This window comes from Kitasatospora sp. NPDC059673, from assembly GCF_042734215.1.
Taxonomy (GTDB): Bacteria; Actinomycetota; Actinomycetes; order Streptomycetales; family Streptomycetaceae; genus Kitasatospora.
The window spans coordinates 230,157-252,564 of sequence record NZ_JBHWEN010000001.1 but is presented as its reverse complement, the minus strand read 5'-3'; the positions used below and the strand labels follow the sequence as shown (position 1 = coordinate 252,564).

Annotated in this window: 20 protein-coding genes; 11 read left to right on the top strand and 9 right to left on the bottom strand. The window is 74.4% G+C overall.

Features of this window, described 5'->3' with window-relative positions:
- Window positions 1–228: 228 nt before the first annotated feature.
- Complete coding sequence (locus ACFV18_RS01025) at window positions 229–555, bottom strand: putative quinol monooxygenase (protein ID WP_380478052.1); 327 nt, start codon at window positions 553–555, stop codon at window positions 229–231.
- Between the two features lie 165 nt (window positions 556–720).
- Between ACFV18_RS01025 and ACFV18_RS01020 the strand changes: the two genes are divergently transcribed.
- Both ACFV18_RS01020 and ACFV18_RS01015 read left to right on the top strand, forming a co-directional pair.
- Window positions 721–1,914, top strand: a complete 1,194-nt coding sequence (locus ACFV18_RS01020) for a sensor histidine kinase (RefSeq protein ID WP_380478303.1) — start codon at window positions 721–723, stop codon at window positions 1,912–1,914.
- Window positions 1,915–2,122: 208 nt separating this feature from the next.
- Window positions 2,123–2,794, top strand: coding sequence for a response regulator (locus ACFV18_RS01015; RefSeq protein WP_380478051.1), 672 nt, complete (start codon window positions 2,123–2,125; stop codon window positions 2,792–2,794).
- A 75-nt stretch (window positions 2,795–2,869) separates the two neighbouring features.
- Here ACFV18_RS01015 and ACFV18_RS01010 read toward each other — a convergent pair whose 3' ends face one another.
- A complete protein-coding gene (locus ACFV18_RS01010) occupies window positions 2,870–3,871 on the bottom strand; it encodes an oxidoreductase (RefSeq protein WP_380478050.1) in 1,002 nt (333 codons plus the stop codon).
- Between the two features lie 55 nt (window positions 3,872–3,926).
- Between ACFV18_RS01010 and ACFV18_RS01005 the strand changes: the two genes are divergently transcribed.
- Window positions 3,927–4,349, top strand: a complete 423-nt coding sequence (locus ACFV18_RS01005) for a MerR family transcriptional regulator (RefSeq protein ID WP_380478049.1) — start codon at window positions 3,927–3,929, stop codon at window positions 4,347–4,349.
- A gap of 426 nt (window positions 4,350–4,775) precedes the next feature.
- Window positions 4,776–6,035 (top strand): PQQ-binding-like beta-propeller repeat protein, encoded by a 1,260-nt coding sequence (locus ACFV18_RS01000; RefSeq protein ID WP_380478048.1) that lies wholly within the window; start codon window positions 4,776–4,778, stop codon window positions 6,033–6,035.
- A gap of 60 nt (window positions 6,036–6,095) precedes the next feature.
- Here ACFV18_RS01000 and ACFV18_RS00995 read toward each other — a convergent pair whose 3' ends face one another.
- Together ACFV18_RS00995 and ACFV18_RS00990 are read right to left on the bottom strand one after the other, a co-directional pair.
- The gene (locus ACFV18_RS00995) at window positions 6,096–7,187 is read right to left on the bottom strand and encodes a PRC and DUF2382 domain-containing protein (protein WP_380478047.1); all 1,092 of its coding nucleotides are present in this window, start codon (window positions 7,185–7,187) and stop codon (window positions 6,096–6,098) included.
- A 106-nt stretch (window positions 7,188–7,293) separates the two neighbouring features.
- On the bottom strand, window positions 7,294–7,485 hold the full coding sequence (locus ACFV18_RS00990; protein ID WP_380478046.1) for a hypothetical protein: 192 nt from the start codon (window positions 7,483–7,485) through the stop codon (window positions 7,294–7,296).
- A gap of 314 nt (window positions 7,486–7,799) precedes the next feature.
- On the opposite strand from ACFV18_RS00990, the gene ACFV18_RS00985 reads away from it, so the two are divergent.
- From ACFV18_RS00985 to ACFV18_RS00975, 3 genes are read left to right on the top strand one after another with little or no spacing between them, the layout of a single operon-like run.
- On the top strand, window positions 7,800–8,183 hold the full coding sequence (locus tag ACFV18_RS00985; protein ID WP_380478045.1) for a hypothetical protein: 384 nt from the start codon (window positions 7,800–7,802) through the stop codon (window positions 8,181–8,183).
- A gap of 29 nt (window positions 8,184–8,212) precedes the next feature.
- Window positions 8,213–9,112, top strand: coding sequence for an ABC transporter ATP-binding protein (locus ACFV18_RS00980; protein ID WP_380478044.1), 900 nt, complete (start codon window positions 8,213–8,215; stop codon window positions 9,110–9,112).
- Window positions 9,109–10,710, top strand: coding sequence for a hypothetical protein (locus ACFV18_RS00975; protein ID WP_380478043.1), 1,602 nt, complete (start codon window positions 9,109–9,111; stop codon window positions 10,708–10,710). The genes ACFV18_RS00980 and ACFV18_RS00975 overlap by 4 nt, the downstream gene beginning before the upstream one ends.
- Before the next feature lie 10 nt (window positions 10,711–10,720).
- On the opposite strand, the gene ACFV18_RS00970 is transcribed toward ACFV18_RS00975, so the two are convergent.
- The 3 genes from ACFV18_RS00970 to ACFV18_RS00960 all read right to left on the bottom strand — a co-directional run bounded on the left by ACFV18_RS00970 (window position 10,721) and on the right by ACFV18_RS00960 (window position 13,728).
- Window positions 10,721–11,389 carry a class F sortase gene (locus ACFV18_RS00970; RefSeq protein WP_380478042.1) on the bottom strand — a complete coding sequence of 223 codons (669 nt, stop codon included), beginning with the start codon at window positions 11,387–11,389 and terminating at the stop codon, window positions 10,721–10,723.
- Window positions 11,386–12,141 (bottom strand): hypothetical protein, encoded by a 756-nt coding sequence (locus ACFV18_RS00965; RefSeq protein ID WP_380478041.1) that lies wholly within the window; start codon window positions 12,139–12,141, stop codon window positions 11,386–11,388. The genes ACFV18_RS00970 and ACFV18_RS00965 overlap by 4 nt, the downstream gene beginning before the upstream one ends.
- A gap of 336 nt (window positions 12,142–12,477) precedes the next feature.
- Window positions 12,478–13,728: an aromatic acid exporter family protein gene (locus tag ACFV18_RS00960; protein ID WP_380478040.1), complete on the bottom strand. Its 1,251-nt coding sequence runs from the start codon at window positions 13,726–13,728 to the stop codon at window positions 12,478–12,480.
- 206 nt (window positions 13,729–13,934) lie between these two features.
- Here ACFV18_RS00960 and ACFV18_RS00955 point away from each other — a divergent pair, with 206 nt between their 5' ends.
- Both ACFV18_RS00955 and ACFV18_RS00950 read left to right on the top strand, forming a co-directional pair.
- Window positions 13,935–15,158, top strand: a complete 1,224-nt coding sequence (locus tag ACFV18_RS00955) for an MFS transporter (RefSeq protein ID WP_380478039.1) — start codon at window positions 13,935–13,937, stop codon at window positions 15,156–15,158.
- A 249-nt stretch (window positions 15,159–15,407) separates the two neighbouring features.
- On the top strand, window positions 15,408–16,466 hold the full coding sequence (locus ACFV18_RS00950) for a tetratricopeptide repeat protein (RefSeq protein ID WP_380478038.1): 1,059 nt from the start codon (window positions 15,408–15,410) through the stop codon (window positions 16,464–16,466).
- A 60-nt stretch (window positions 16,467–16,526) separates the two neighbouring features.
- Here the strand turns inward: ACFV18_RS00950 and ACFV18_RS00945 are convergent, their stop codons facing one another.
- Complete coding sequence (locus ACFV18_RS00945) at window positions 16,527–20,054, bottom strand: CHAT domain-containing protein (protein ID WP_380478037.1); 3,528 nt, start codon at window positions 20,052–20,054, stop codon at window positions 16,527–16,529.
- 187 nt (window positions 20,055–20,241) lie between these two features.
- Here ACFV18_RS00945 and ACFV18_RS00940 point away from each other — a divergent pair, with 187 nt between their 5' ends.
- A complete protein-coding gene (locus ACFV18_RS00940) occupies window positions 20,242–20,607 on the top strand; it encodes a hypothetical protein (protein ID WP_380478036.1) in 366 nt (121 codons plus the stop codon).
- Complete coding sequence (locus tag ACFV18_RS00935; protein WP_380478035.1) at window positions 20,562–21,515, top strand: hypothetical protein; 954 nt, start codon at window positions 20,562–20,564, stop codon at window positions 21,513–21,515. The genes ACFV18_RS00940 and ACFV18_RS00935 overlap by 46 nt, the downstream gene beginning before the upstream one ends.
- 10 nt (window positions 21,516–21,525) lie before the next feature.
- On the opposite strand, the gene ACFV18_RS00930 is transcribed toward ACFV18_RS00935, so the two are convergent.
- Complete coding sequence (locus ACFV18_RS00930) at window positions 21,526–22,368, bottom strand: helix-turn-helix transcriptional regulator (protein ID WP_380478034.1); 843 nt, start codon at window positions 22,366–22,368, stop codon at window positions 21,526–21,528.
- Window positions 22,369–22,408 lie beyond the last annotated feature (40 nt).

Below are 22,408 nucleotides of genomic sequence, written 5' to 3'. Positions count from 1 at the left end.
GCTGTCACAAGCCGAGTTGCTCGGCTCCAGCGGCCCCGACAGGCACTCGCCGCGCATCGGCCCCGCATGCGCGTGCTCCCGGCTCGACGTGGGGCCGGGCGATCTCCCCGGCGTCCCGGGCACCCCCGGCGCGAATCCCCATCATCCGGATCCTGCCGGCGGCGCCCGAGACGGCCGGCGGCCACGGGCCGTTCCTGCACCGGTGCCCGAAAACCGGGCCGGGCAAGGTCAGTTGGTGGGGCGCAGCTCGGCCATCTCGGACCAGCCGCTGCCGGGGACCTTGACGTTGACGATCTCCGGGGTGGTGGCGACCGCGCCGGCCATCTTCTCCATGGCGTCCTTGAAGTGCGCGGAGTTGACGTGCTGCGCGCCGGCCTCGTCGTCGGCGAAGGCCTCCAGCAGGACGAACTGGTGCGGCTCCTCGACGCTGCGCGACCACTCGAAGAACAGGTTGCCGGGCTCGTTGCGGGTGGCGGCCGTGAAGTCGGCGACCAGGTCCAGCCACTGGTCGCTGCGCTCGGGGCGGACGGTGAACTTCACCGCGATGAAGATCATGGGGTCTCCTTCGTCGTTCTCGTGCTCCGGGGCCGGGCCGGGCCCGCGGAAAAGTCGTTCGTGCGAACTCCAACGATCCCCCACCTGCGCTGTCACGTGCGCACCGGGGTCAACCCCAGGGTTGACGTGCCGCGGTCGGCGGGTGTCTACGCTGCCGGTGTGCAGATGGGTGGGAGGCGGATCCGGCTCGATCCGCTGGTGGTCGACACAGTGCTGGCGGTGGTGCTGGCGGCGGTGACGGTCGTTTATTCGGTGCAGGCGTACCAGGAGCGGTACCGGTTCGAGGACTGGCGGGCCTTCGACGGCTGGGCGGTCGGGTTGTGCCTGCTGGTGACGCTGCCGCTGGCGCTGCGGCGGCGGCTGCCGTGGACGGTGCTGCTGGTGTCGGCCGCCGGGCTGCTGGTGTACCTGGCGGCCGGGTACCAGCCGTCGGTGAACCCGTGGTCGCCGCTGCTGGCCGGCTACAGCGTGATCGTGCGCCGCCCGGCCCGGTCGGCGGCCGGGGCGGCGGCGGTGGTGGCGGGCCTGTGGCTGGCGGCCGGGTTCGCGGCCCGGGTGAGTGTCGAGGTGTCGCTGGCGCAGTCGCTGATCGGGACGGGCGCGGTGTGGCTGTTCGCCACCGGCACCCGGAGCCTGGCCCGGCGCAACGCCCAACTGGCCGAGCTGACCGAGCGGTTGAGGAGCGAGCAGGAGCTTCGGGCGCAGCACGCGGTGGTCGAGGAGCGGGTGCGGATCGCCCGCGAGCTGCACGACGTGGTCGCCCACCACCTGTCCGCGCTGGCTGTGCAGGCCGGTCTTGCGGGCTACGTGTTCGACTCCGACCCGCCCGCCGCGCGGGCGGCACTGGCCTCGATCGGGGCGAGCAGCCGGGAGGCGCTGGAGGAGATGCGCGGCCTGCTCCAGGTGCTGCGGCTCGCCCCCGAGGCGTCCGGCGAGGAGGAGGGCCCCTATTCGCCGACACCCGGCCTGGACCGCCTGGACGACCTGGTCGAACGTGCCCGCGCCGCCGGGCTGGACGTGAAGGTCGCCGTCACGGGGCGGCCCCGCCCGCTCGCCCCGGGCGTGGACCTGTGCGCGTTCCGGGTCGTCCAGGAGGCGCTGACCAACGTGATCAAGCACGCCGGCCCGCCCGTCCGGGTCACCGTCGCCCTCCGGTACCGTCCCGACCGCCTGGACGCCGAGGTGGCCGACGACGGCGCGGGTGGCGGCCCCGGTACCCAACTGCCTGGCGGTGGACTCGGGTTGATCGGAATGCGTGAGCGCGTCAAACTCTACGGAGGGTCGGTGGAGGCCGGCCCCCGGCCGCACGGCGGGTTCGCGGTGGCCTTCTCGCTCCCGGTTCCGGCGGCCGATGCGTAGGGTCTGTCCGGCCGATCTTGCCGGGCGCGCGCCGCCGGATCATCCCGCCTGGAAGCACCGGCAAACCATCCAAGTACACCCAGTACGAGGACGGTTCGCCGGCACTCCCAGCCGGGCGCCCGACGACGCGCGCTGATCCGACAAGATCGGCCGGACAGACCCTAGGGGCGGCGCAGGGCCGTTCCGCCGACAGGGGGAGACGGTGCGGGTGACGACCGTTCTGATCGTGGACGACCAGGTGCTGATCCGGGCCGGGCTGGCCGCCCTGGTGCGCGCCGCACCCGGACTGGAGGTGGCCGGCGAGGCCGCCACCGGCGAGGAGGCGGTCGAACTCGCCGCCCGCCGCCGCCCCGACGTGGTGCTGATGGACATCCGGCTGCCCGGCATCAGCGGTATCGCCGCGCTCGAACGCATCCTCGCCGACGCCGCCGAACCCAAGCCGAAGGTCGTCATGCTGACCGTCTTCGACCTGGACCAGTACGTCTACGCCGCCCTGAAGGCCGGTGCCAGCGGCTTCCTGCTCAAGGACACCCCGCCCGAACGCCTGCTCGCCGCAGTCGAGTTGATCGCGGGCGGCGAACTGCTGTTCGCCCCCACCGTCACCCGCCGCCTGGTCGAGGCCTTCGCCCGCCGCGCCGACCCGTCCCGCCGGCGCCCCACCGCCCTCGAAGCCCTGACCGACCGCGAGACCGCCGTCCTCCACCTGGTCGCCCAGGGCCTCACCAACGAGGAGATCGCCACCCGCCTGGTGGTCACCGTCGCCACCGTCAAGACCCACCTCAACCGCGTGATGTCCAAACTCGCCCTGACCAGCCGCGCCCAGGCGGTGGTGGTGGCCTACGAGAGCGGCCTGGTGACCCCGGGCAGCGACAGCCCCTGAGCGGGCGGCGTCAGCGAGTGATCGGCGGCGTCCGGAGGTCCGGTGCCGAAGGCCCCCGGGCGCGGGCGGCGGGCGTCAGCGGGTGATCGGTGGCGCGCCGGTCGCGGCGAGGGAGAGTTCCCACAGACGGGCGGCCGCGTCCGGGTCGGCGGCGTGCGGGTGGACGCCGCCGTCGTCCATCGGCGTTCCCGGGGTGGCGCTGCCGGCGACCTCGCAGTCCTCCAGGTACAGGCCGCCGTGTCCGGCGAGGAGCGGGGAGGTGGCGGCCCACAGGCCGGTGGCGGCGCCCTGCGACGGGGTCTTGAACCCGGCGCCGATCACCGTGCCCTGCTCGTCGATCCAGCCGCGGTCGATCTGTTCGCGGAGGGTCATCTCCCGCTGCAGGCCGGTGATGATCTTTCCCGGGTGGAGCGAGAAGGCCCGGACACCGTCGCCGCGCCCGAGCGCGTCGAGGTGGACGGCGAACAGGGCGTTGGCGGTCTTGGCCTGGCCATAGGCCAGCCACTTGTCGTAGCCGGTACCGAAGTGCGGGTCCTGCCAGCGGAATTCGGTCAGGGCGTGGCCGGCCGAGCTGTTGACCACGACGCGCGCGCCGTCCGCGGCGGCGAGCCGCGGGTAGAGCGCGCAGACCAGGGCGAAGTGTCCGAAGTGGTTGACGGCCAACTGGCTCTCCCAGCCCGGCCCGACGCGCCGCTCGGGGGTGGCCATCACCCCGGCGACCGCCATCAGCAGGTCGATCCTCTGGAGCGCGTCGGCGATCCGGTCGGCGGCGGCGCGCACGCTGCCGAGGTCGGCCAGGTCCATCGGGACCACCTCGCAGCCCGCCGCCCCCGCGAGCGCGGCGCGGGCCGGCCCGGGACGTCGGGCCGGGACGACGACCCGGGCCCCGGCGGCGGCCAGCGCACGTGCGGTCTCCAGGCCGAGCCCGGAGGAGCCGCCGGTGACGACGGCGTTCGTGCCGGACAGGTCGAGGCCGGCCAGCACGTCCTGGGCGGTACTGGCAGCGGAGAAGGGCGAGCCGATCGGCCGCTGAACGGTGGCGGGCACGGCAGGGCGGGTGATGGCAGAACTGGTCATGGCGAGGACGCTACGAGCTGGAGCGAGGTCCAGCTCAAGTCCTAGGCTGTCGGCCATGGCAGCCACCGGGACCCCTGCGGAGCCGCTCGGCATCGGCGAGGTCGCCGAGCGGACCGGACTCAGCATCGACACGCTGCGCTTCTACGAGCGCGAACGCCTGCTGGTCGGACCGGTCGGACGCACCGCCGGCGGCCGTCGCAGATACACCGCGTTCGACGTCGAGTGGCTGCTGATCTGCGTCAAACTCCGGGAATCCGGAATGCCGTTGGCCGAACTCCGGCGCTTCGCCGAGCTGGTGCGCTCCGGGCCCGGCAACGAAGCGGAACGCCTCGGCCTGCTCGAAGCGCACCGGCGGCGCGTCGACGCCCGGATCCGGGAACTCGAGGAGTGCCGCTCCGTCATCTCCTGGAAGGTCGGCGTCTACGCCGAACACCTCGCCCGCGGCGAGGCCGGCGGCCTCTGGGACCCGACCGCCTGACACCCGCACGGGGGCGCTGCAACCAGCGCGGTAGCGGGCCGGGGAAGGTCAACCCCTGGATTGACGACCCGTCACGGACCGGCTGGTTACCGTGCCCTACCGGCGGTCGGTGGCACACGCACCGTGCCGCCGCCCGGACGGATCGGCGAAGAAAGCTACGGGGGCATGACGAACAACGGCGGCGCAGGCGAAGGCTTTGGCGGGGCGGCACCACCTCCGCCCTGGGGACCACAACCCCCGGCGGGGGGCTACCCGGCACCGCCGCCCCCACCGCCCGGAGTCAACTACCCGTCGCCGCCCGCCAGTTATCCGCCGCCGCCCGGCTGGGGCCGGCCATCCGGCCCGCCCGTGCCATCCGGCCCGCCCGTGCCACCCGGCCCGCCCGGGCCGCCGGTTGGGTCCGCTCCGCGCGGACGGGGCGCGGCGGTGGCGATCGCCGTGGTGGCGGTCGTGGTGGTGCTGGGGCTGCTCGGCGTCGGGGGTTTCGTGTACTTCCGGCACCAGGGCGGCGACGCGGCCGCGACCAGGGTCCGGGAGCCGGGCAACACGCTGACCCGGGACTGGGAGCAGAGCGTGCCGCGCACGCAGCCGAGCGGGACCGGGCTCACCGGACTGCCGGGCCTGTGGGCCGTCAACCAGACCGTGGTGTTCGCCGACGGCGGCGGGGTGCGCGGCTTCGACGGGGCCACCGGCGCCCCGAAGTGGACGCTGAAGCCGCCGGACCACGTGGGCCGGCCGTGCGCGATGTCCTGGCGGGCGACCGCCAACGGGCTGGGCGCCGTCGCGTACGACGCGGGCGGCGGCGACTGCTCGGTGATCGCGGCGGTGGACACCAACGCGGGCACCGTGCTGTGGTCCAAGAACCTGGCCGGCGGCGTCAAGAGCTCCACGCCGATCCTCACCGCCAACGACAACATGATCACAGCGGACCTCGGACAGGCCGGAGTCACCCGCTTCGACGCCCGCCTCGGCACCACCCTCCCGCTGCCCCGGCCGGCTCCGCACAGCGGCGAGTGCACGAAGCGGTACGCGCTCGCCGACTACCACGGCGTGATGACCAGCGACTGCCCGGGCGAGGGCGTGACGGTCTTCTCCCAGCTGGACACCAAGGGCGGAAACGACTCGTACCCGGCCGACGGCCGCAAGGTCCTGGCGGTGCTCGGCGAGGACCCGGTGACGGTGCTGTTCGAGACCGACTCCGAGCACCGCTGGATCCAGACCTTCACCCACGAGGGCGCCGGCAAGCTCATCGAACTCACCGGTGAGCTGGAGAAGTTCCACTTCGACAGCCGGTGCCGGATGGTCGCCGACAAGCACCTGCTGATCGCCGAGTACCAGCAGACCCACGGCTACGCCGCGCTCGACCTGAACACCGGCAGACTGCTCTGGCGCACGCCCGCCGGAAAGATCTACCGTCTGGTCGACGACATCTCGCCCGACCAGGTGCTGTTCGTCACCGACGGCGACACCACCGGCGGCGTCGCCGGCCACCAGGATCTGATCGCCTACGACCTGAAGTCCGATCAGCCCACCGTCAAGGGCGCACTGACGCGCCCGGACGGCCACTCGCCCGGTCCCGCCGCCGGCTGTGAGTTCGTCAAGGCCCCGGGCAGGCTGCTCACCGTCTGCGAGTCGTCGGAGCAGCCCGGCACCAACTCGATCGACTCCTACGGCGTGTACCACTGACGGCCCGGGGACCGCGACCGGATCGGCCGGTCGCGGTCCCCGGCCCGGAACGAGGTGCCGTCAGCGGGGGGCCGGGCCGCCCTTGTCCTCGCCGGTCATCGACCGCCGGGCCGCCGTCCCGTCGGGCAGCTCGGCCTCGATGCGTTCCTTGCGGACCTCGCCGGTGACGGTCCGCTGCTCGACGTGCTCCTCGGTCACCAGCCGCACCCGCTCGACCGGCACGGCCTCGGTGTGCACGATCGGGCGCTCTGCGTGCAGGACGACGTCGTACTCGGCCTCCGCGATCGGCTCACTGGTCATCGCGGCGGTCCGGTTCGCCTCGGTGACCGGCTCGCGCACGACCCGGACCTCCTCGTGCCGGATCGGCACGGTCTGCCGCGCCTCCTCGGTGACGACGTATTTGCGCAGCCGGGCGCGTCCGGTCTCGTACCGCTCGACACCGACGTGCAGCCGCTCCTCGGACCGGGTCATCACCTCGTCCTGCCCCGTCCGGCCGCGCATCCGCTCCTCGGACCGGGCCATGGTCTCGTCCCGAGCCGTCCGGGCCTCGGTGGTCCGGGCACCCGCCATGCCGCCGGTCGCCGCCACGCCGGTGGCCGCGGCGCCGGTCGTGCCCGCCCCGCTGGTGGCGGTGACCCGGGTGGAGGTGTCCCGGCCGGCGGCCGGGGTGTCGGGCGGGGCGGTCGGAGCGGTCGGGGTGGTCGGGGCGGTCGCCGCCGTGGTGGTCTCGTCCCGACCCGTCCCCCCGGCCCGGCCCGTGGTGGCCGCGCTCCCGCTGTCGCGGTGCGCCCAGCCTCCCTCGCCGGGCTCGTTGGCCGCCTTCCAGGCATCGTCCCATTCGATGCCGTAGTGGCTGAACAGCCGGCGTTCCTCCTGCTCGGAGAGGTGGCCGCCGCTGTCCACGTCCACGTTCGGGGCGCGTCTGACCTTGTCCTTGCCGTACGGGACCTGGAGGTGGTCCCCGACCATCTCGGCGTCGCGGATCGGTACGAAGGACTGGTTGGACCCGAACCGTCCGGTCTTGATGCTGACCCACTCCGGCCGGCCGGTGGCGTCGTCGAGGAAAAGGTGGTCCGCGGTGCCGATTCTGTTGCCGTCGGCGTCGTGCACGGGGTGGTGCAGCACGGAGCGGATCTGTTCTTCGGTGATCATGAATTCACGCCTCCTTCACCTGTCCAGCGTCAGGGCGGATGGTCTGCCCGCGCGAGTCCAAGCCCCGGCAGTACGGCCCGCGACCGGCCGGACGCGAGCGGTGAGGTCATCCGCTCAGCGCCTCGACGGTGGGCAGGTGGTCGCGCCAGAGCCGCTCGACCGCCCCGGCGATCTCCCGGGCGGCGTGCGGCAGGAACTCCGCGCCCTCCGGCTGCGGCGTGAGCGGGGCGTACTCCCAGCAGGCCCAGTACCCGCCCCACTGCCTGTCGCCGAGCCGGCCGGCGATCGCGTCGCGCAACCGGTCGTCCTCGCACAGGATCCCGAGGAACGGCGTGCGCTCGCCCTCCGGCTCGGGCGAGGGCCCGCCGCGGCCGGGCGCGCGGCGGATGCCCAGGCCGAAACCCAGCCGGGGGTGGCCCTCGACCAGCCATGACCGCCCCTCCTCGCCCCGGGTCCGGGGCGGCGGCCGCCATTCTCGCCGAACTCGCCACCCGGTACCGGCCGTTGCCCGGACCCCAAGACCCGGCGGATATCTGCCGAACGGCAGATGGCAGGCGCGCCCGGATCGGCGAGGCTCGGCACTGCACCCGACCGAATCGACCGGAGGAACCGGTGAACCGACGTCCGTACCCGAAGACCGTCCTGCTCGCCCTCGCGGTGGCCGCCCTGCTGCCGCTGACCGCCTGCGCCGACGCCTCCGAGGCCGAGCCCGAGGAACACACCTTCGCGTTCACCGGCACCACCCTGGACGTCAAGGCGCACGGCAACCCCACCGACCTGATCCCCGCCGACCGCACCGACGTCAAGGTCACCCGCTGGTTCGACACCGGCGCCCAGGTCGGCGGCAAGAAGCTCAGCTGGACGCTGGAGGACGGCACCCTCGACCTGCACGCCGGCTGCACCGGTCTGGCCGACTGCGAGGCCAGGTTCCGGGTGGAAGTGCCCCGCAACGTCGCCGTCACCCGCGACGGCCGCCCCACCGACCTCAAGGGCTGACCGCCCCCGCGCACCACGGAGACCCACCCATGACGGACCTGACCATCGAACTCGACGGCATCGGGAAGGAGTACTGCGGCGGCAAACGCGCCCTGGACCACCTCACCCTGACCCTGCGCCCCGGACTGACCGGACTGCTCGGCCCGAACGGCGCCGGCAAGTCCTCGCTGATGCGGATCCTGGCCACCGTCACCCGCCCCACCCGCGGCAGCTACCGCTACCGGGGCGCCGACGCACTCGCCCAGCCCGATCGGGTGCGCCGCGAACTCGGCTACCTGCCACAGGATTTCGGCGTCTACCCGAACCTGACGGCGCGCGAGTTCCTGGCCTACCTGGCCGCCGCCAAGGGCCTCTCGGCCCGCTCCGCCCGCGCCCGGATCGACCAGCTGATCGAACTCGTCAACCTGACCGAGGCCGTCCGCCGCCCACTGCGCGGCTACTCCGGCGGCATGCTGCGCCGGGTCGGCATCGCCCAGGCACTGCTCGCCGACCCCCGGGTGCTGGTGGTGGACGAGCCGACCGCCGGACTCGACCCCGAGGAACGCGTCCGGCTGCGCAACCTGCTCGGCGAACTCGCCGCCGACCGGATCGTGCTGCTGTCCACCCACATCGTCTCCGACGTCGAAGCGGCCGCCGCCGACCTCGCCGTCCTCGCCCACGGCCGACTGCTGCGCCGCGGCACCCCCGACCAACTGCTCCGCGAACTCGACGGACAGGTCTGGGAGACGCTGGTCGCACCCTCCCAGGTGTCCGCCGTGCAGGCCCGCCACCAGGTCGGCCGCGCGGTGCGCACCGCCGACGGCGTCCGCCTGCGGGTCCTGGCCGGGCACCCGCCCACTCCCGGCGCCGTGCCCGTGCCGCCCGACCTGGAGGACGCCTACCTGGCCGCCGTGCACGGCGCCCCCGCCCGGCCGGAGGCCCTGCGATGACCGCGCTCGTCCGGCTCGCCGCCGGGGACTTCCGCGACCGGGTCCGCCGGCCCGTGTACGCGGTGACACTGCTGGCCGCCGTCGCACTCGGCTACCTCGCGGTGCCCGCCGCCGACAGCCACTGGGTGATCCTCGACGTCGGCGGCAACCGGGGCGTCTACAACAGCGCCTGGGTCGGCACCGCGACCGCCCTGGCCGGCGCGCTGTGGCTCACGGTCGGTGGATTCTGGGTGGTCCGCGGCGGCATCGCCCGGGACGCCGCCGGCCGGGTCGGCGAGATCCTCGCCGCCACCCCGCTGCGCGCCGGCGGCTACCTGGCCGCGAAGTTCCTCGCCAACCTGCTGGTGCTCGGCTCGATGCTCGGCGTGCTGGCCGGCACCGCGCTGGTCCTGCAACTCGTCCGTGGCGAGGACCGGTCCGTCGATCCGCTCGCCCTGTTCGGCCCGTTCGTGCTGATCGCCCTGCCGCTGATCGCGCTGACCGCCGCGGCCGCCGTCCTGTTCGAGACGGTGCCGCCGCTGCGGGCCGGTTTCGGCAACGTGGTCTGGTTCGTGCTGTCGCTGGTGCTCGCGATCGGCGGGCAGTCGGCCGGCGCCCCGCTCGGCGGGATCGGCGTGCAGCAGCTGACGCAGTCCCTCACCGACGCCCTCGACCGGCAGCAACTCGCGGTCGGCGACGGTGAGTTCAGTCTCGGCCTGACCCAGGTGCCGCAACCGCTGCACACCTTCGTCTGGGACGGCGCGCACTTCACCGGCGGCTTCCTGGCGACCCGGCCGGTGATCGTCCTGTGCGCGGCCGTGCTGGCGGTGCTGCCCGCGCTGTGGTTCGGCCGCTTCGACCCGGCCCGCAACCCCGGCCGGACGGCCTCGGCGCCGGTGGCCGACGAACCGGTGGCCCACGAACCGGTGGCCGACGAACCGGTGGCCGACGAACCGATGGCGGCGCCCGCGCCCTTCGGTGCGCTGCCCACGGCCGCGCCGGTCCGGTCCGGGGCGTTCGGGCGGCTGCTGGCCGGGCAGGCCCGGATCCTGGTGCAGGGCGTGCCGTGGACCTGGTGGGCCGTCACCGGTGCGCTCGGCGCGGCCGCCCTCGCGGTGCCGCTGCCGCTCGCCACCGGGCTGCTGCTGCCGGTGCTGTGGCTCTGGCCGGTGCTGATCTGGTCCCGCCTGGGCACCCAGCAGGTCGAGCACGGCCTGGAGGAATTGCTCGCCGCCCACCCCGCGCCTCGCCTGCGCCTGCTGGCCGAATGGGCGTCAGGCGTGGCACTGGCGGCGGTGGCCGGCCTCGGCCCGCTGCTGCGGATGCTCGTCGCGGGCGACTCGACGGGGGCCGCCCACTGGCTCGCCGGTGCACTGTTCGTCCCGGCCTTGGCCCTCGGGCTCGGCACGCTTGCCCGCAGCCACCGTCCGTTCCAGGCGCTGTACCTGCCGCTGTGGTACCTGCTGATCAACCACGTCGCCCCGATCGATTTCATGGGCGCCGTCCGCGACGCGGGCCACCCGGCGGGGCCGAACCCGCTGCTGGTCGCGGCCCTGGCGGCGGCCCTGCTCGGTGCGGCGTTCCTGACCGGCGCGGCCCGACGCGACGTCAAACGCTAGACCCGGCCCATCAGGCGGGGGCCGGGCTGCTGGACGTCAGGTGGGCGTACACCACGGTGTTGGAGTCGTAGCCGTTCTTGTGGTCGTAGTGGCCGCCGCAGGTGATCACCCGCAGTTCGGCCCGGCCGGTGCTCGCGTAGACCTCTTCGGACGGGAAGGCGGTCTTCGGGTAGGAACGCACCTGGTCGATGGTGAAGGTGACGACCTTGCGGTCCTCCCGGGTGACGCTGATGGCCAGGCCGGGGCGCAGCAGGCCGAGGCGGTACAGCACGCCGGGGCCGTGACGGTCGTCCACGTGGCCGACGACCACGGCGGTGCCGTCCTCGCCGGGGGCGGCGCCGTCGCGGTACCAGCCGACCAGGTTCGCGCGTTCGGCCGGCGGGGTCTCCAGCGCGCCCTTGGCGTCGAGGCCGAGGTCGGTGAAGGTGGCGTCCACGGAGATCGACGGGATGCGCAGGCGGCGCGGCGCGGACGGGGCCAGTGCGGGGGAGCCCGCGGCGAGCCCGCCGTCGTGCGACGGGACGGAAGCGGCGGCGCCGGGCGGGGGCGGCTGGGAGCCGGACAGGCCGTCGCGCACCAGCATGGCGCCGAACAGCAACGCCACGGCCGTGGCGCCGACCACCAGGGGGTCGGCGCCACGGACCGGGCGGTGGCGGGGAGTCCGCCGAGGTGCCGTCAACGGCGGGAGCGGCGCAGTCGGCGAGTCACCAGCCAGGCGGCCCCGACGAGCAGCGAGCCGCCGACGGCGATCTCCGCCGGGTTCATGCCCTGCGAGGCGCCGCCGACACCGGCCGCGATCCCGCCCTTGGGCATGTCGCCCTGGTGCTTGGGCTGGGTGGCCGGGTGCGCGGCCGGCGGGTCACCCTGCTGGCTGCCGTGCTGGGAGCCCTGCTGGGAACCGGGCTGGCTGCCCTGCTGGGCGCCCTGCTGAGTTCCTGGCTGGCTGCCCTGCTGGTTGCCCGGCGGGTCGGCGGGCGCGTTGGCCGCGTTGGGCGCCGGGGAGGACGGGTCGCCGGACGCGCAGTCGACCGTGAACGTCTTCTGCCGGGCCGGTCCGGTCTGGCCGACGAAGCTCCAGGTCAGCCTGTAACTGCCGTCCGGCACCGAGAGGTTGGTGGTGTGTCCGGTGCCGGCGGTCAGCACGATCGATCCGGACAGCGCCTTGGTGCCGGCCGGCTGCTGCTGGTCGATCTCCCAGGACACCAACGGCACGGTGTCGAAGTTGAGGGCGTCCAGGTAGAACCTGCAGACCTTCGTCTCGTCCCGGGGATCGTTGAGCGGTACGCCGGTACTGTGGATCTTCACGTCGCCGCGGTCGCCGGGCGCGGCGAACGCCGGCACCGCGGGCGCGGCCAGCGGCAGCGCGGCGGCACCGGCGAGGACACCGGCACGCAGGGCAAGCAGACGCCGCCCGGCCAGGGTTGAGGCCATGGAGAACTCCTGAGGGTGGACGGGAGTTTTTTTGCCGGCACCGCGCCGACACCCCACGAGCGTCACCGGGCCTTCGCCGCCCCGCCGCGACAACACTCCGGTCCGGTACGACGTTTCGCACCAACGGCCGAGCTCCCCCACCCCGAGGGCCCGTCAGGCCCCGAGGTACCGCAGGACGGCCGGCACCTGCCACCTGCCCACGCTCGCCACGGCCGTGCTCGGGTCACTGACGACGGCGGTGGCGGCGAGCGTGCTCACCACCTGGCGCGCCTCCCGTCGTCACGGTTGACGCGCCGTCGGACCGGCAGGCGGTCCGGGCCGTCCCCGGCCGGAGCGTCAGGCCGCCTGCCGGTCCGGCCGGGGGCGGCGGCGGGGGCGCAGGCGTTCGCCGCGGGCCAGGCGGCGGATGCCCGCGAAGCGGGAGAAGCGTTCGCGGCCGGCGACCGAGGCCCGGTCGAGTTCCTCCATCAGGCGGCGGGTGCGGTGCTCCAGGTCCAGCTCGTCCAGGATCCGGTCCACCTCGGCGAGCAGGGCACCGTGCAACTGCCAGGCCTGCGGGTCCTGCTGGATGCGGCGCAGCAGCAGGTGGGCGACGTTCTCCCGGCAGCTCCAGGCGGCGGCCAGCTCGGACGTCAGCCGCTGCTCGGCCTCGTCCGCGTTGCGGCTGACCTGGGTGGTGACCAGCACCGCGAAGCTCACCATCGCCCCGCCGATGTGCGCGAACAGCTCCTCCAGCGCCACCGCGACCTCCGACGGGAACAGCCGCTCGTCGACGGTGCGCCGCTTGGCCAGGTCGGTCAGCGAACGGGCGATCACCCGGATCACCACCACGCAGATCTCCAGCGTGTCCAGGCCGGTGCGCAGCACCAGCCGCGACAGCAGGCCCTCGCTGATCCGCGGGTTCAGCCGCAGACTGTCCTCGGCCTGCCGCAGCGCACCGTCCACCTCGGCGATCGCCTGGTCCAGCCGGCGCGCCTCGTGCAGCCGCGCGGCGGCCCGCTCCACCGGCACCGGGCGGCCCAACTCCTCGGCGAGGTCCAGCAGCAGGTGACGGGCCCGGCGGGCCAGGTCCTCGATCTTCTCCCCGGCCGTGTCCACCCACACCGGGGGCGCGAACACCAGGTTGAACAGCAGGCCGACGGCCGCGCCGATCAGCGTCTCCAGCACCCGGTCCCAGGCCTGCGTGGTGACCTGCGAGACGCCCAGGATCAGCATCGCGCTGATCGCCACCTCCTGGACGAACTCGTCCACCCGCACGAACCGCCCCACCGTCAGCGACGCCAGGATGATCAGCCCCAGGCTCCACCAGGACAGCCCCACCACGGCGGAGAACCCGATCGCGATCAGCACCCCGACCACCACCGAATTGACCCGCCGCACGCTGGTCTTCAGCGTGGAGTACACCGTCACCTGCACCACCAGCAGCGCCGTCAGCGGCGCCGTCAACGGCACCGGCTCCCGGCTCAGCCAGGTCGCCACCACGTACGCCAGCGTCGCCGCCACCGTGGCCCGCACCGTCTGCACCACGAACGGGTCCCTGGCACCGCGACGCACCACCGCCGCCACCGACTCCGGAACAACACGCATGCGGCCCTTCTATCGCGTCCTGCCGCCGCGCACACAGCGGCGCTCCGTCAGCGTGTGAGCGGCGGTCACAGGACCAACGCCTGTCTGGTTGCGGGACCGGCGGCTGCCCAGGATGGCCGCATCGGACCTCCGTACCCCCTGCGCGCGGCCGACGGCGTCCGCGGTCCGAGGACGCGCCGCGCGCCGCTGACGAGGTGGTGGTCGCCGTGAGCGACGTGTCCGATCTTCCCCAGTCCGCGGCGGAGACACCGGCGGCCGAACCGGCGTTCCGGCGGTGGCGGTACGCCGGGGTGTTCGCGCTGCTGTTCCTGTTCGGGACGGAGACCTTCCTGGTCTCCCCGCTGCTGCCGACCATCGCCGGCTCGATCCACGCCGGCGAGGCCGCCACGGCGTCCACCGTCACCGCGTACGTGCTGGTCTACGCCGTCTGCGCGCCATTCCTCGGACTGGCCAGCGACCGCCTCGGACGCCGACGCACCCTGCTGGCCGGCACCGCGCTGTTCCTCCTCTCCAACGCCGCCGCCGCACTCTCCACCGACCTCACCCTGCTGGTGCTCTCCCGCGCCCTGGCCGGACTCGCCGCCGCGGCCGCCGGCCCCGCGATCTGGGCACACATCGCCGAGACCGCCCCCGACGCGGTGCGCGGCCGCGCCCTCGGACTCGGCATGGCCCTGTTCTCCACCGGCCAGGTCGTCGGCGTCCCGCTCGGCGGCCTGCTGGCCGGCGCGGCGGGCTGGCGCGCCGCGTTCTGGGCGCTCGCCGCGGGCACGGCTGCCGCCGTCCCACTGCTGCTCCGCCAGGTCGCCCCCAGCACGCCCGCCCCGTCGCCCAGCGGCGCCGTCCGCGCCGTCCTCGCCGCCTGGCAGCACCCCGCCCTGCGCCGCGCCCTGCTGGTCAACACCGCCTTCAACGCCGCCAACCTCGGCGCCTACACCTTCCTCGGCGCCGTCCTCGGCGACCGCTTCGACCTCTCCGTCCAAGCCCTCGGCCTGGTCGGCATCCTGGTCGGCGCCGGCAGCGTGGCGGGCTCCCTGCTCGGCGGCCGCCTCGGCGACAAGGCCCGCGCGGCGGGCCGGACCGACCTGCCGCTGCTCCCGGTCTGGGCGTTGCTGCTGGCCGCCGGCATCGCCCTCGCCGTTGCCGGTCCTGGGCTGGTGCTCTCGTTGCTGGGCGTGCTGGTCTGGTTCGTCGCCTCCGGCGGTTTCGTGACGGACCAGCAGACGCTGGCGGGCACCCTCGCCCCCGCCCACCGGGCGACGTCCAGTGCCTGGCTGACCTCCACGATGTACGCCGGCACGGGCGTCGGAGCGTGGGCGATCGGCGCTTTCGGGAAGGTTTCCGACGGGGCGTCAGTGGTGGGCGTCGCGCTGGCGGTGGCCGCGGCGGGCGGGGCCTGGCTGGTGACGCGGAGCCTGCGGCCGAGGAGGTGAGCGGGCACTCCCGATTGCCGTCCTCGGGGAGCGGGAAGAACCTTGTCGTTGTGCGGACGGCCCGTTCGGTCGGTCGCTCCAGGGGGAGGACTCGACGGCCGCACGGCGGCGTTCCCCGAAGCAGGGCCGGGCCGAGCCGAGACCGAGGGGGCAGCGGTGGGCGGTGGCGGATGGCGTCGGTTCTTCGGAAGGAACGGCGGTGCCGAGCGGAAGACGGGCCAGGGCGGCGGCCCGGAAGAGCCCTTCACCGTGACGAGCACGACGGAGGCGGACGGAACGCCCGTCATAGAGGTGAAGCTCGGGCCGCTGATGAGCCTGGCGGTGAGGTACAACCAGGCCGTGGCGGAGTACGGTGCCACCGACCCGATGACCCTGCGCATCGGTACCGCCTACGCCCGGATGCTGGTGGACCAGGGTGAGACGGGGACGGCGGTGACGATCCACCGCGAGCTGCTGGCAGCGAAGCGCTTCGCACTCGGGCCCGACCACCCTGACACCCTGGCGAGTGAACACAGCCTGGCGTTCGCGCTCCATATCCGCGGCGAGTACACCGAGGCGGAGCGGCTGCAGCGGGTGGTGTACGAGAAGAGGTGCCGGGTTCTGGGCCCGGATGACCGCGAGACCTTGGTCAGCGGCATGAACCTGGGGGAACTCCTGCTCCAGCTCGGCCGGCCGGCGGAGTCGGAGCAGGTCCTGCGCCCGGTCGTCGCGGGCATGGTCCGGACGCTGGGCGAGGACGCCCCGGAGACCCTGCTCGCCCGGATGAAACTGGTCGGCGCGATGCGCGGCCAGGGGCGGCTCGACGACGCGGAGCAGATCTGTGCCGCGGCGGCGGCCGGACTGGAACGGGCCAAGGGGCCGACGGACCCGGCCACGCTCCAGGCCCGCAGCAACCATGTGACGGTCCTGATCAGCCTCGGCCGGACCCGTGAGGCCGTGAGCCTGGCGGAGCGGCTGGTGAAGGACACCGAGAAGGCACTCGGCCGTAGGGATCCCGTGGTGCTGCACGCCCGCCACGGTCTGGCCGACGCTCTTCTCGGCGAGGGACAGCCCCATGCGGCCGTCCGGGTCATGGCCGAGACGGTCGCCGAGTACCGGTCGGCTCTCGGTGTCCGCCATCCGCAGACCCTGGCGGCGCAGGCCGCCTTCGTGAGGATGCTGTCCGCAGCAGGCGACCACCACGAGGCGGAACACCAGGCCCGGACCTCGCTGGCCGATCACGAGCGGGCCCTCGGCGCCGCCCACCCCGACACCGTGGCAGCCCGGGAGACGCTGGCACGCCTGCGGGGCGGTGGGCGCGCGGAATGACCGACGCCGGGGGCCGCGCCCCGGCCCGGCGGCCGGACGGTCCGTCCGCGCGCCGTCGGGTCACGCCCCCGTGTGGATGTGCGCCGCCCAGAGCGTCGGTGTGCGGGGGTAGCGGTCGCGCAGCGCACGGACGGCCGTGTGCAGCGCGAACGGCGGTGCCCCGGGCGCGGCGTAGTACTGCCGGGCGATCTCCAGCGCCGCGGCGTCGTCCGTCTGCCACAGAGTGCCGATGACATGCCGGAAGCCGGCCAGCAGGAACGCCCCGGTGATGTGCACGGCCTCGTCGCCGAGACGGGGCGCGGGGCGGGTCGTGGAGCATGCCGAGAGGTAGGCCGACTCGGCCCGGTCCAGGCCGATCGCCGAGATGTCGCCGACCGTGAGCGGCCGGTCGGCGTGGTCGTGGAGGAGCAGCCGCCCCGCCCCGGGGTTCGCCGGGTCGGCGACGGCGTGACAGCTGAAGTGGGCGTGGGTGGCGTCGGAGAGCTCGGCGAGCACCCGGGCGCGGTTGGCGCCGCCGTCCGCCGCCGTCCGCGCGTTCGGGAGCGAGGCCGCCGCGATCCGGGCCTCCGGGATCGCGGACGGCAACGGGCTGAACCCGCCGGGCGTGGTGCTCATCGCGACCACGCACGACTTGCGCCGTGCCGGGTGGGTCGGCGGGCGTGAGCGGAGCCGGATCAGCGCCTCGACGGTCGGCGTGCAGGAGGACACCACGCGGTCCAGCGCGGACTCCGACTCGTCCGGTCCGCGCCGGGCTCTTCCCCGGTCGGCCCGGGACCGGCCGGGATCCGTGCCCGCCGCGTGCAGCGGGAGGAACGCCATCGGCCCGGTCGGGCACCACGTGACCCTCGGCCAGGCCGCGCCCGGCGGTGGTGGCGTGCGGTGGCCGAGGTGGTCGAGCACCGGCCGGACGGTGGTGGTCCACAGCCAGTCCAAGACCTCGCGGACCGTCTGCTGCGCGGCCAGCCGATGGCCTGCCCGGACCGTCAGGTCATGCGCCTCGGCGACGGCCGCGTGCAGCGCCTCGGCCCGGTCGGCGGCCTCGTCCGGTGTCAACTCCGGGAGCGGAAGCACCTCCAGGCGCCCGTCGCGCAGGATGAGCGCATCGGAGCGGTACCTGGCGGGCACGATCAGCACGACCGCGGTTCCGGCGGCCGCGGCCAGCAGTTCGCCGGTGGTGGCGGGCCGCAGGAAGTCGCCGAGACCGGGCAGCGCGCGGATCCGGTCGAGCAGCCGGGCCCATTCGGCCTCGCGGCCGCCGCCCCGGCCGGACGCCCAGGGCGCGGCCGCACGAAGACCGGAACCGGGGCCCGGGACGGGTGGATCGAACGCGCGCCGCAGGTCGGCGAAGGCGCGAGCCAGGTCCGGGTCGGCCGCCCACAGCGGCGCGAGGCCGTCGCCGGCCGCCAACCGGCGTCCGAGCAGGATGCCGCGGCCCTGCTCCAGCAGCTCCAGCGCCCGCTCCGGCCGGCCCGCGTTGAGCGCGCAGGCCGCGGCGTGGCCGGCCACCCCCGACAGGCCGCCGAGATCGTGGTGCTGATCCATGGTCAACCGGTCACGCGAAGCGAGTCGCGGCAGCAGCGCCACGGCGTCGCCCAGGGCGTCGGCCGCACCCGGCCAGTCGCCCAGGGTCGCCCGGCAGTGGCCCAGGTTGTCCAGGGCCACGATGCGGTCGCTCACCCGGGCGGTGAGCACCCGCGAGGCCGCGGCGGCGACCTCGGCGGCCTCGCGGACCAGTGCCAGGTCTCCGGTGTGCAGATGCTCCGCGCGCAGCGCCTGGGCGAGCGAGTGACGACCGGCCATCTGCCCGGGGTGTTGCGCGGGGAACGTGGCGACCGCCTCCCGCAGGAGAGTTGTGCACTCCCGCAGGTCGGCGAGGTCGCCGGTGGCGTCGTACCGCTTGCGCAGGGCATAGCCCAGGTTGTCGAGGTGCAGCCAGCGCTCCTCGTGTTCCGCCGGGCAGAGCGCCAGGGCCCGGCGGAAGTGGCCCACCGCGAGATCCAGCAGTTCCGGGGCACGGGTGAGTTCGTGAGCGGTGCGCAGTGCGTGGGCCATATCGGCCAGGGCGCCTCGGTACTGCGGACCACGGGGGTCGAGGGAGTCGAGCCCGACCCCGTACTCCTCGGTGGCGCGCACGAGGAAGGCCGGGTCACCCGTACGTTCGAACAGTCTGAGCTGCGCGTTGCCCAGACTCATGGACAGTCCTGCATGCCGGCCGGACCGGTCGCCCGGGCCGAGTGCGTCCCTGGCCGCGCGCAGGACGGCGATGGCGTCCTGGACGTCGCCGGTGTGCCGGGTGCCCGCCGCCCGGGCGAGCAGACAGTTCGCGAGGGTCTGCGCGAGACCCGTGCGGTTGGCGGGCGAGGCGCTTGCGGTCGCCGCCTGCAACAGGGCGATCGCCTCGTCGAGGTCGTCCGGGCGGGTCGTCAGTCTGTGGCGGGCGAGCAGTGCCTCCGCGAGGGTTCCGCAGGCGACGGCAAGGTTGCCGCGGTCGACGCTGCGGGCGGCGGCGTGCACCCGGCGGCCTTCCCGGACGGCCAGGTCGAGCACCTCGATCCCACCGGTCGCCTCGTACTTCCTGCGGAGCGTCATGGTGGTCATCACCCCGAGGGCGACCGAGTCGGGGTTCTCCGGACCGAGCACGCCCGTCGCGTGACGCAGCACCGCCAGAGCGAGGTCCAGATCGTGGGCGGCGGACCCGCCGGACTCCCGGACGGCCGCGCGGGCCGTCAGGGCTTCGCAGAGCGCCATCGCCATCGACACGGTTCCGCCGCCGGGGTGCGGCGCCTCCCGATAGGCGGCGTCGAGCACGAGCACCGCCTCCTCCAGATCCTCCCGCGCCGGAGCGCGCTTGTAGCGGCGCAGCAGGGCGGCGCCCAGACGGAACCGGTCCGCCGGGCGCTCCCGGTGACCTGTCGGCGGGACGGCGAGCAGGGCCCGCCAGGCCGCGACCGCCTCGTCGGCGACGGGCCGTCCGGAGTCCCGTTGGCACAGTTCGTCCAGAGCGCCGGCCCTGGCACGCAGGACCTCGGCGCGGAGCCGGTCCCCGGCCGGCAGCAGCTCGGCCTCCCGCCGGTACAGCTCCAGGCACTCCACCAGGTCGGCGCGCTGCCGGGTCGAGCGGTACCGGGCCCTCAGCGCCTCGGTGGCGCCGTGCAGGTGATCGACGTACCGGGGATCGGCCTCGCTGCCCACGGCCAGCAGCCGCCGGTGGACCGTCACACACTCGTCGAGCTCCGCCGGTCCGCCGCCGTGCTGGAGCAGGGCCTGCGCCAGGCTCACCAGGAACACGGGGGCGGGCTCGGACCCCGGGCCCGTTGCCTCGTTCAGCGCGACGCGGAACAGCGTCACGGCTTCGGCCAGACGCTCGCGCAGACCGGTGGACTCCCAGCGCAGAACGGCGACGATGCCGAGGGTGTGTGTCACCGTCGCACGGGCCATCGCCGGAACCGGGCCGCGGACGCTGTGCAGCAGTTGCTCCGCGCTGTCCAAGAGGCGCCCGTCCCCGAGCCCCCGCTGGTATTCCGCGATCAGGCGCTGCGCCTCCTGGATGCGCGCCTGCACCGACCAGGTGCCGTCATCTCGAGTCATTCCCGCTGCCGCCGATCATCTGTCGGACCGTCAACTTCTCGACTACGCTCGACAATACGCGTGATCGCGGGCGCACTGTCCGGGCCTGCGGTAGGGAGGCGCGGACGGGGAGGGGACGGGGATGGGCCATCGGGAGCCGGCGGCGCGGATCCGTGTCACGCCGGAGACATCCGCCCGACTCTCACGGATGTGCGAGGACCTGGTCGAGGTGGACGAGCTGGTCGGACCGGAGTTCACCGGAGTGCTCGCCAGGCTGCGGGCCGGGAACACCACCGACGAACAAGTCCGCGACACCATCGCCGAGTTGGCGGAAATGCTCAGGCGGGAGGGGCTCGCCGGTGTCGGCGAAGCCACCGTCCGGGGCGAACCGGGGCAGGCCCCCTTCCAGCCGTTGCCCGGTCTCGGCCCGGCGCGACCGCTGGAGGAGGTGTACGTCTGCCCCGGCGATCTGTGCGACCGGGTCGAGATCCCCCGGCCCGGAGCCGCCCAGGCCCCCAGGTGCGCGGTGTGGGCGAGTCCGCTGCCGCGCTTCCGGACGGACCGTCAACGGTGAACTCCTGGCTCGCCTCGCTCGGGGGCAAGCTCGCGGAGCGGTGGCTGGTCACCCTGATGCTGCCCGGAGTGGCGTTCGTCGGCGCCGCCGCCCTGGCCCTGACCCTCGGCCACGGCCACTGGTCGGACACGGCCCTGCTGCGCGCCGAACTCGACCGGCTGGCCGCCTCGCCCGCCGCCCGGGGCGGTGCCGCCACCCTGCTGGTGACGCTCGGTCTGGTGACCCTGGCCGTGGCGTCCTCCGCGGCGGCCCAGGGAATCGAACAGCTGATGGTCCGGATCTGGACCGGCCCCTGGGGCCGGTACGGACGGCCACTGGTACGCCGGCGCCGGCGGCGCTGGGACGAGGCTGCCGCCCGCCACGAGGACGCCCTGCGGGAGAAAGCACGGCTGCTGCGCTCGGCGCGGCAGCCCGGCCCGGGGCCCGTGACCACACCGGACACCGTGGCGACGGCTGCGGCCCGCGACCGCATCGCGCCGACCCGGCCCCAGCGACCCACCTGGACCGGCGACCGGATGCTCGCCGTCGGCGAACGCGTCCGAACCGCCTACGACCTCGACCTGGCCACCGTCTGGCCCCGGCTCTGGCTGGTCCTCCCGGACGAGGTGCGAGTGCCGCTGGCCCAAGCACAGACCGCGTTCACCGCCGCCGCCCGAACGGCCGCCTGGGGCATCCTCTACCTCGCCCTCGGCCTGTGGTGGTGGCCCGCAGCCGCCATCGGCACGGCCGTGCTGGCACTCGGCCGGTGGCGGGGCCGCGAGAGCATGGAACACCTCGCCGAACTCGTCGAGTCCGCCGTCGACCTGCACGTCCACACCCTCGCGGCGGCGCTCGGCCACCGGCCGGACGGGCCGTTCACCCCGGCCGACGGGGAGTCGGTGACCCGGACACTGCGCAAGGGGTACTGAACGGGTGCGACTACGCGGTGGCGCGCAGCGGGAGGGTCGTCAGGTCGGTCATCCGGGCGAGGTCCGCGGCCGTGTTCGGGGTGAACAGCAGCACCAGTGCCGAGGGATCGTCCACCGGGTGGAACGAGCTCAGGGTCAGTCGGACCGCGCCGCTCGCGGGGGGTGAGACCACCACCTCGCGGGCGGTGAGTTCGGCGACGGTGTGGCAGCCCCACCAGTGGCGCAGGTCGGGGGCGTCGGCTTCGAGGTGGCGGTAGAGCTCGTCGGTGCGGGGATCCGCGATCGCGGGGCCGGCCTGGGCCCGGAAGTGCTGGAAGACGTTCATGGCGAGCGGTTCCCAGTCGTGCAGGACGGTGCGCAGGTGGCGGTCCACGGCCATCAGCCACATCAGGTTGCGGCGGTCGGCGCCGACCTTCTCGGGGGAGCCCCACAGGGCCGTCCACGCGGCGTTCCAGGCCAGCAGGTCGAAGTGCCGGTCGAGCAGGACGGCGGGGCTGGCGGTCCAGGAGTCGAGGACGGGGCGGACCGCGTCGGCCAGCCGTTCGGCGGCGAGCTGCGCGGGGGCGGGCTCGTGGTAGCCGGCCAGTCGCATCGCGTGCCGCAGGCCGGCCGCGTCCAGGCGCAGGGCTCGCGCCACCGCCTCCAGGACCTGCCGGGAGGCGGTGATGCGGCCTTGTTCGAGCCAGGTGTACCAGGCCAGGCCGACGCCGGACAGCGAGGCGACCTCCTCGCGGCGCAGCCCGGGGGTGCGCCGCCTCGCGGTGGCGGTGAGTCCGACATCGGAGGGCTGGAGGCGTTCGCGGTGGGCGCGCAGGAAGGCGCCGAGCTCCTGACTGACGGCGGGGGTGGACACGGGCGGCTCCTCGTCGCGGGTGGTTCCGGGGTCGTCGCCT

Bases quoted from the DNA above. Each gene is read 5' to 3' on its own strand.
- ACFV18_RS01025 (WP_380478052.1), bottom strand. From the start codon at position 555: ATGATCTTCATCGCGGTGAAGTTCACCGTCCGCCCCGAGCGCAGCGAC.
- ACFV18_RS01020 (WP_380478303.1), top strand. From the start codon at position 721: ATGGGTGGGAGGCGGATCCGGCTCGATCCGCTGGTGGTCGACACAGTG.
- ACFV18_RS01010 (WP_380478050.1), bottom strand. From the start codon at position 3,871: ATGACCAGTTCTGCCATCACCCGCCCTGCCGTGCCCGCCACCGTTCAG.
- ACFV18_RS01005 (WP_380478049.1), top strand. From the start codon at position 3,927: ATGGCAGCCACCGGGACCCCTGCGGAGCCGCTCGGCATCGGCGAGGTC.
- ACFV18_RS00995 (WP_380478047.1), bottom strand. From the start codon at position 7,187: ATGATCACCGAAGAACAGATCCGCTCCGTGCTGCACCACCCCGTGCAC.
- ACFV18_RS00980 (WP_380478044.1), top strand. From the start codon at position 8,213: ATGACGGACCTGACCATCGAACTCGACGGCATCGGGAAGGAGTACTGC.
- ACFV18_RS00975 (WP_380478043.1), top strand. From the start codon at position 9,109: ATGACCGCGCTCGTCCGGCTCGCCGCCGGGGACTTCCGCGACCGGGTC.
- ACFV18_RS00965 (WP_380478041.1), bottom strand. From the start codon at position 12,141: ATGGCCTCAACCCTGGCCGGGCGGCGTCTGCTTGCCCTGCGTGCCGGT.
- ACFV18_RS00960 (WP_380478040.1), bottom strand. From the start codon at position 13,728: ATGCGTGTTGTTCCGGAGTCGGTGGCGGCGGTGGTGCGTCGCGGTGCC.
- ACFV18_RS00945 (WP_380478037.1), bottom strand. From the start codon at position 20,054: ATGACTCGAGATGACGGCACCTGGTCGGTGCAGGCGCGCATCCAGGAG.
- ACFV18_RS00940 (WP_380478036.1), top strand. From the start codon at position 20,242: ATGTGCGAGGACCTGGTCGAGGTGGACGAGCTGGTCGGACCGGAGTTC.